The 7,299-nt window shown below is 57.9% G+C and carries 6 protein-coding genes and 2 pseudogenes; 4 read left to right on the forward strand and 4 right to left on the reverse strand.

What is annotated here, in order from left to right:
* The first annotated feature begins 209 nt into the window (after positions 1–209).
* Genes RXV88_RS22760 through RXV88_RS22770 form a run of 3 tightly spaced genes read left to right on the forward strand, consistent with a single transcriptional unit; the run spans position 210 to position 2,341 of the window.
* Positions 210–848, forward strand: coding sequence for a DUF1326 domain-containing protein (locus RXV88_RS22760; protein WP_316295976.1), 639 nt, complete (start codon positions 210–212; stop codon positions 846–848).
* Positions 849–895: 47 nt separating this feature from the next.
* Positions 896–1,678 carry a DUF2182 domain-containing protein gene (locus tag RXV88_RS22765; protein WP_316295977.1) on the forward strand — a complete coding sequence of 261 codons (783 nt, stop codon included), beginning with the start codon at positions 896–898 and terminating at the stop codon, positions 1,676–1,678.
* A gap of 27 nt (positions 1,679–1,705) precedes the next feature.
* A complete protein-coding gene (locus RXV88_RS22770; RefSeq protein WP_316295978.1) occupies positions 1,706–2,341 on the forward strand; it encodes a DUF1326 domain-containing protein in 636 nt (211 codons plus the stop codon).
* Between the two features lie 193 nt (positions 2,342–2,534).
* Here the strand turns inward: RXV88_RS22770 and RXV88_RS22775 are convergent, their stop codons facing one another.
* From RXV88_RS22775 to RXV88_RS22790, 4 genes and pseudogenes are all read right to left on the reverse strand, one after another.
* Positions 2,535–3,359: an alpha/beta hydrolase gene (locus RXV88_RS22775; RefSeq protein WP_316295979.1), complete on the reverse strand. Its 825-nt coding sequence runs from the start codon at positions 3,357–3,359 to the stop codon at positions 2,535–2,537.
* A 151-nt stretch (positions 3,360–3,510) separates the two neighbouring features.
* A complete protein-coding gene (locus RXV88_RS22780) occupies positions 3,511–5,061 on the reverse strand; it encodes an alpha/beta fold hydrolase (RefSeq protein ID WP_316295981.1) in 1,551 nt (516 codons plus the stop codon).
* Between the two features lie 74 nt (positions 5,062–5,135).
* A pseudogene (locus RXV88_RS22785) lies at positions 5,136–5,249 on the reverse strand (IS5/IS1182 family transposase); the annotation flags it as partial.
* Between the two features lie 269 nt (positions 5,250–5,518).
* Positions 5,519–6,436 (reverse strand): ankyrin repeat domain-containing protein, encoded by a 918-nt coding sequence (locus RXV88_RS22790; RefSeq protein ID WP_316295982.1) that lies wholly within the window; start codon positions 6,434–6,436, stop codon positions 5,519–5,521.
* A gap of 162 nt (positions 6,437–6,598) precedes the next feature.
* On the opposite strand from RXV88_RS22790, the pseudogene RXV88_RS22795 reads away from it, so the two are divergent.
* Positions 6,599–6,691: pseudogene (locus RXV88_RS22795) on the forward strand (transposase); the annotation flags it as partial.
* Between the last annotated feature and the right edge of the window lie 608 nt (positions 6,692–7,299).

The following is a 7,299-nucleotide window of genomic DNA, read 5'->3' on the forward strand; positions in this document are numbered from 1 at the left end:
GTTCGCCGACCTGCACACGCCCAACACACAAAATCCCCGCCTTCAGTCCGCCTGAAGGCGTTGTTCAAACCCGACTACTGACAAGTTCTCAGTTTTCTGGTATCAACACGGTTATATTGAGGCATCGTTGGACGTTAAGATTTTTTGAACCTCCGAGCATGTGAACTTACCGCCGGTCAAGGCGGCGATTTATCAAGGGGGACAAGCAAGTGATTGATTGGGAAATTCAGGGCGAAGAACTGGCCAACTGCAACTGTAATTTCGGCTGTCCGTGCCAATTCGGGGTACTGCCGACGGATGGGACGTGTGAAGCCGCTGTGGTCTACAAGATCAACAAGGGCCACTACGGGAACACAAAATTGGATGGCCTGACCGCTGCTGGCGTGTACAAGTGGCCCGGCCCTATCCATGAAGGCAATGGGCACATGCAACTCATTATCGACCCCAAGGCGGACGCGGATCAACGTGCTGCGCTCGAGGCGATCATGACTGGTGCCGATACGGAAGAAATGGCCACAATGTGGTTTGTCTTTGGCGCAATGAGCCCAAACAAGCACGAGACAATCTATGCGCCTGTATCGCTCGATCTGAATATCGAGGACCGGCTTGCAAAAGGGGTCGTGGAAGGTGTCTTCGAAATCGATGCAGAGCCGATTCCGAACATCGTTACCGGCGAGCCGCATCGCATCGGCATCGCTCTTCCCCATGGCTTCGAATTCGGCTTCGCCGAGATGGCAAAGGGGCGTACGCATACCAGTGGCGGTGAGCTTGAGTTAACTAAAAACGACGGTACACATGCTCATATGGCGAGCCTCCACTTGACCGGTAAAGGCCGCGTCGCCGCCTGAGGTGCAGAGTTCTCATGAGTGTTTCTACTGGGCCCGTTGAACGGGTGATGAAGCGCGACACCTGGGTCGTGGTCGGAGCGGTGGCTTTGATCGTGCTCCTGGCCGGCATCTACACGCTGACCGGAGTCGGCATGTCGATGTCGGCACTCCAGATGACGCGGATGGCAGGTCCGATCGGAGAACCCATGGCCATGAGCATGTCGCTTGAGTGGACTTGGGGATATGCGACGCTGGTTTTCTTCATGTGGTGGATCATGATGATCGCCATGATGACGCCAAGCGCCGCACCGACGCTGCTTTTGTTCACGGCGCTCAAGCGCCATGGTTCGGAAAGCGCCTCCGCCACCGAACTCAGCTTTCTATTCCTTTCGGGATACCTCATCGTTTGGGGCGGTTTCAGCCTGCTTGCCATGGGTGCGCAATGGGCATTCGAAGCCATCGGTGTGGTCAATGGCCCAATGATGACTCTGGCCTCCAGGGTTATGGCGGGTTGCGTATTGATCCTGGCCGGATTGTATCAGTTTTCCACCTTCAAGGCGGCGTGTTTGAAGCAATGCAGTTCGCCTGCACAGTTCCTGACGCAACATCGTAGAAAAGGCCGCCTCGGTGCGCTGCAAACGGGCATGCGGCACGGCTATTTTTGTTTTGGATGCTGCTGGGCTCTCATGGCGCTCCTCTTCGTAGGAGGCATCATGAATCTTTACTGGATCGTCGGTCTCGCACTTTACGTTCTGGTGGAGAAGATTGTTCCTTACCCAAAGGCCATAACGTTCACCTCCGGCGGGCTCTTGCTTGCCGGAGGGCTGTGGTGCGTCGTCACCGCCTTCTGAACATATTGAGAAAAGGAAAAACCTGTCATGGAACATAAGGATTGGTATGTGGAGGGTCCTGCCTACGGAAACTGTGTTTGTGGCTATTCGTGCCCCTGTCAATTCGAAGAGGATCCGACCCACGGTCATTGTCGAGGCTTCGAGGTGATGGAGATCACCAAAGGTCATTTCGAAAATCTTGACCTATCCGGTCTGAAGGTAGCTGTTCTCTATGCTTGGCCAGGGCCGATTTATGAAGGCAACGGAGAAATGCAGCTGATCATCGATACAGGCGCAACGACGGATCAACGCGCGGCGCTTGAGACGATACTGACCGGCGGCGAGACCGAAGAGGAGGCGACACATTGGTGGGTGTTTCGCGCTATGTGCCCAACGCTGCATGACACAATTTATGAAGACATCGAGTTCACATCGAACATGGACGCACGTACGGCATCGGTGAAAATTGGATCAGTGCTTCAGTCCTCGGGTCGCCCTATCAAACCGCCACACAGCGACGGCGAGCATCGCGTCCGCATCGACATGCCGAACGGGATCGAGTTTTCGTTTGCGGAGATTGGCTGCGCATCCACCAAGGGCACGACGTCCATTCCGCTAGACCTGGAGGACAGTTACGGCCAGTGGCATTTCATGAAACATGGTCCCGGTGGCGTGGTTCGTTAGTATAGGATTTGCGGGCTCGAGGCCGCTTGCGGCGGGCCACTGGACTGCGATCTTGAAGGTCGGCTAGGAGCACGTTGCCGACCCTTTTACCTCTATCCCGCACGGGAGATTCCGGAACTGAACGCCAAGGCTTTCGGCTCAGCATAACCGGGCAAGGCCCGCTACTTTCGAAACGGACGCCCAGCCGCTGCGATCACGCGGTGACCATCGCCTCCCGTAGCTCCTTATTGAACCGATTGGGGTCCTCCAACATCGGCGCGTGGCCGATGTCCTTGTACCAGGAGGCTTTGGCGGTCGGGCACACCTCTAGGATGTGTTTGCCCATTTCCGGAAGGACTATCGTGTCTTCCAGCCCTTGCGTGACGAGAGTGGGCACGCTGAGGCCGGCCAATACGTCATCATTGTCCAGATTGCGGGCGCCGAGCGCACCTCTTACCTCTGGCGGGACGACCATGTTCCAGCAAAGCGCGGTTTCGAACTCTTCTGTTGGAAGCGGATTGTTCGTTACGCTCCTAAGAAAGCGGCGCATGGCCGCGATGTTCTTCGAGAGATCATCGGCAGTCGCATCGGCGAAGGGTTCGAAAAACCCGGGGCCGATGAATGTTCCGAATGCTTCGGTGTTCAGCGTGGTAGCCGCTCCCACGAAGTTGATGCCGCCGACATGGTCAGCGCCATGGTGGCGAATGTAGTCGCACAGGACCAGGCCGCCATAGGACCATACATGGAAAATGGGGCGGTTCAGGCAGAGTGTCGATACGACGGCCGCTACGTCGTCCGCCCAAAGGCGCGAGTCGGTATACGCCTCTTCCGAAGCCGGTTTTTCCGACATTCCATGTCCGCGAAGGTCCAAAGAGATCATGCGGTAATCTTTCGCAAGATCACTCGTCACCTGCTTGTCCCAGCACATATGGCACTGGGACCAACCGTGAATAAAAAGGAGCTCGGGGCCATCCTTGCGCCCCCATTCGCGCACGTGCAGTTGCACACCGCTGCCGCCTGAAATCTTGTGATCGAGCATGACATATCCTCCGTCGTTGTTGTCACGGTCGCGCCCATTCGGCCGACCCGTAGGACGGAGCTTTGCCGGTCCGCGTTGGAATTGCCGTTGGAAGGCCGGTCGAAATTTGTCCTGGGAGCGTTGTTTTTTCAGGCCCTTCCGCAGGCTCCGGTCACACGCGCGGCAAAGGTGCAGCCTGTCGTGGGTCTTCCACGAAAGACAGAACTTCCCGCACGAATTCGTCGAAAGCGGGCTCGTCTTGGGCAAGGATGTGGTTCTCGCTGTCGAGTTCCAGAAATCGGGCCCCCGGAATTCCCGCCGCGATCTCGAGACCGCAGCTAAACGGCACCATCGCGTCGCGACGGACGTGTGCGACCAGTGTCGGGACGGTAACCTGCGCCAGCCGGTCCTCGACATCCGTCCGGCCGAAGGCCTCGTGCAGGCGAGCCGCATTTTCCGGGGATACCGTGCGCCGCTGCAAATCATCCAGCGACCTGGCATCGGATTCCTGCGCACCGGGGATCAGTAGTTCCGTAAACATCCGTCGGAAGGCGGGATTATCCTGTCCCCACCCCTCGCGAATAAGCGTTGTCATCGCCTCGTGCGATGCGATGGAGTGTGGATCGCCGCGCATGCGCCAACCCTTCGCGAATCCTCCGTATAGGATCAGGCACCGCACTTTTTCGGGATGACGTACCGCGTATTCAATCGAAATCGGACAACTTTGCGAAACGCCTAGCAGGGCAAACCGGCCCAGACCTGCCGCGTCGACGACCCGTTCCAGATCATGCACCATCCTGTCGAACGCCATGTCCGGCACATCCCAGTCCGACAGCCCATTTCCTCTCTGGTCATATCGTATGAGGCTCGTCCGCTCTGAAAGGGCGGTGATCCAGTGCCGCCACACGGGGCTTTCCCATTCGTATTGAAGATGGGACATCCAATGCGCAGATCGCAGGATCGGCAGACCGGAGCCCGCGACCGAGTAGGCAATTCGTACCCCGTCATCGGCACGACAGAAATGCAGGGCGGGGGCCTTGGGTCTTTCGTCGGATTCCGGGGCGGATTCGTACGGGCAGCCGGCGGCCTGGTGCCGGCCCGTAGCACGGGGAACGGCCGTGTCGTGCGACTCTATTTCGGTTCCGAGACCGCTGGACATCATCCGGAAATACTCGGCGCGTTCGGGGTCCGTTTCTCTGAGCCGTTCGGCCAGCGCGCGTAGAATGCCCGATCTCTGCGACAGCGTGAGGGTTGAATGGTATGTGCGCCAGGCCTCGAACCGCTCGCAAAGCGGCAAATCCAGTCCAGCCAGAAACCGCCCTCTGAACTTTCCAGCACCGTTTTCGAGTTCGGATAAACTTGCATTTGCCAGGTCCAGTTTCTGGACCTCGCGAAAATCGAGTTCGATGGCATCCGGATCGAGAGATACGCTTTCACTGTCCGAGCGAATGCAATCCAATCCAGCGCGTGCCAGGGCTTGTCGAAGTTTGTGGACGCTCCAGCGGAGCGACGCACGCGGATCCGCCGGACCTTCCCACAACAGGTTGCAAAGATGATCTCTCGTGTGCGCCCGTCCGGAAACAGCCAGATAAGAAATCAATGCCCGGGTCTTTTTTGATGGCGGCAATTGCAGGTTCTTCCCAGCGACGCGCAGACGCAGGTTTCCGAGAACCTCAATTCGCAATCTATCTTGCATGAAGCAGCCGCAGCCCAAAAAATGCATTTAATTTGAGATATTGTTACACCAAGCTCGGGCATCTTGCACGCGTCGACCTAGGCTCAGGTCTCGTTCTCATTTCATAGCCAGAACATGACGGTTGCGGCTAACGCGATGGCTGAGAGGAAGGCCTTCGGACAACGGTCGTATCGCGTCGCGACGCGGCGCCAATCCTTGAGCCTGCCGATCCGTATCGAGAAATCCCAAAGATCCGGGAAACTGGGGCGGTAACGGGGGCAAAAAGAAAGCAAAGTGGGGCCCCCCGGCCCGAAGGCCGAGGGTGTTGTCATGGCAGTCCTCTAGGAGGCACTCGCCGGGCAACCGCTTAGTACACGCTGTATTGAGACCTGCCACCTCCGGGTGGTGGTCTGAATCAAACATCTCGAACCCTTGTGCAAAGCACACACAGGGAATCTGCACAGGCTCCGGTTCGTGGGAGATTTTCTCTTCTGACCACCGAATGCTACTCTGCCTCAGAAACGAAATAGGCAACGATGTGGGCGATCATTTCGGGCTTATGATCGGAGGTCCACTGCATCCGGGTACCTGGAACCGTGAGCGTCGGAGACAATGCGTATGCGTAGAGCCGCTCGGGTGTCCATGTGCCAGAGTATTCAATTAGTCCTGCAGAGTATTCGAAGTCCGGCAATCCGGCGACTGGTCGCCCAACCACACCAATCAGCGGAATGGCGCGCCCAAAGGAATAGTGGTCCTTGGTCGGTTCGTCTTCAGGAGAAATGGTGTGACAGCCGCGGCAATTGGCAACTGCAAGCTCGCGGCCACGCATCGGGTCGCCAAGGGCACCAAGATCGGCGGGAACGTCTGGCGGAATCGGACCTGCTCCAGCGGCACGCAGGACGGAGACGATTTCATCATGTCCAAGAAAACTTGCTTCATGAAGAGCGATGGTCAGCCCCCTGACCTCGCCACGAATAATCGCAGTCGTGACCGAATTCACGTCTGCGCCGCCGGCGATGAGGGCTGTGACCGCGCCGACGCGATTGTTTGCAATAGCTCGCAACAAGGGCGGGTATCCGTCCCGGTCGCGCACGTCGGGATCGGCCCCAGCGGCGATCAGGGCGTCTACAGCCTCGACGTGGCCGAAATTTGCGGCGGCATGAAGGGGCGTCCCGAGGCTACTTGGCGCATCGAGCCTGGCACCTTGGGCAGCGAGAAGCGCGACCGCTTCGGCATGCCCGGCCATGGCAGCAAAATGAAGCGGCAACGCCAGCGAGCCGGGTTCATTCACATCCGCGCCGGCCTCTAAAAGACGCGCGATCTCGGCAACGTCGCCTTTCCTTGCCGCGTCCGACAATGCGCCCGCCGCTGCGGGGGCTGACAGAAGGATCCCGACGAGCCAAACTGCCATGAAGGTCCGCATCCCTGTCTCCCTATGCCATACCGACTGCGCGCGGCCCCTCTCAATCAAGGTTACCATGCGCAGATCATCCGGCAAAGCTTCGCATTTGCGAGCAATGCATCACCGACTTTGAGGACGGTACCAATAGCTTCCTGATCCGCATCGTGAACCCCGAGACCGGGGACTGTGCCCGGAGTCGGCCCGATCGCGGCTTTGACTTTCAAGGCGGCGGTCGATGACCCTGCGCGGTTCAAACGGTCTCGCACCTTGGCCGCGCTGCAGCAACCTTGACCTGGACTGAAAGTCGGCATTGGGCCGGTCGCGACGGTCGAGGCAGTCAGGACGAAGGTCTGGAAAGTCCGCAAGCCGGACCTAACCTCGATTACGGCGAACGTCTGGAACCGGTTAAAGCCGTCGTTCGAGCGTGTCTCTGCGGTTCCGTCGGCTCTTACGGCTGATTACCGCCGTCTAGCGGTCATCTGATCATTTTGCTCAGATGTCTCAGAAGAGCCCAGAAACGCCATTCGGTGAAGTTGTAGATAATAGTCGCTTCGACCCGTTTAGACTTTCATCGATCTAGGTCGCGGCGTGCTGAGACTTCTGCATACGTCCCCGCCACGAGGAAGACGCACCCTATAATCGTCAGTACGAAAACCATTCCAGTAATCCACTCGATGAGCACAAGCGTTTGGATCAATTCGCCGATTAGCGTCGGAAGGTTGTGACACGCTGTTCCGACCCCACACCCGACAGCCTTTAGTATCCACGCTCTGGAGCAAACCCACCGACTTCCAGTCGGTCTGCTTCAGTATCCACGCTCTGGAGCAAACCCACCGACTTCCAGTCGGTCTGCTTCAGCGAGAAAGAATCGTGATATGATCATA

It is taken from the genome of Aestuariicoccus sp. MJ-SS9, from assembly GCF_032586235.1.
In the GTDB taxonomy this organism is placed as follows: Bacteria; Pseudomonadota; Alphaproteobacteria; order Rhodobacterales; family Rhodobacteraceae; genus Aestuariicoccus.